At 43.2% G+C, this 606-nt stretch carries 1 protein-coding gene; it reads left to right on the top strand.

Annotated features, from left to right (window positions below; all coding sequences use genetic code 11):
- A partial coding sequence (locus tag BGM26_RS21815) for a hypothetical protein (RefSeq protein ID WP_367949286.1) occupies window positions 1-365 on the top strand: 365 nt, incomplete at its 5' end.
- Between the last annotated feature and the right edge of the window lie 241 nt (window positions 366-606).

Genomic DNA, 606 nt, shown 5'->3' on the forward strand with positions numbered 1-606 from the left:
GCGATAGCATTTTCGAGGAGTCAAGTGCCCTCCGCTCCAATCAACTCAGATTATTAAATAAATATCACATTATGAAAGCAACAAACTTTACGAAAACAGCCTTTTATTTTTATTTTGGGGGTGGAGAAATGGAATTTTCTTTATGCAGCCTAGACTGTGCGATGCCAGTCGAGGTCATTTTGGATGAAGATAATGGCCGGTACATGATTCGCAAAAGTGATTCAAGTGGGGAGTTCTTTAATACGCCTCACGAATTAATTCAATGGGTCAAACATAATTTTTCTGCTGACGAGTTTTGTGATCCTATGGAGTTCCAGGGGATGGTGTCAAAGCTAACTGACTATTTGACAAATCCGAGTTCTTAGCATTCTTGTTCATTCCAACTCTACTTCCTTGATTGAAAAGATCCCTCCATTCTTGGAGGGATCTTTTCAATAGACTGTATTCGCATATATTGTTGTTTTAGCCTGCAAAGTTTGCCCGTTGATTTCCGCTTCGGGCACTTGCTTTCCGCGGGGAGGGACGGGAGCCTCCTCGGCGTTACCGCCTGTGGGGTCTCCCGTTCCCTCTATTTCCCGCAGGATACTGATTTTACATCCTTGAATC

The organism is Bacillus sp. FJAT-29790 (assembly GCF_019039215.1).
Lineage (GTDB): Bacteria > Bacillota > Bacilli > Bacillales > Cytobacillaceae > Cytobacillus.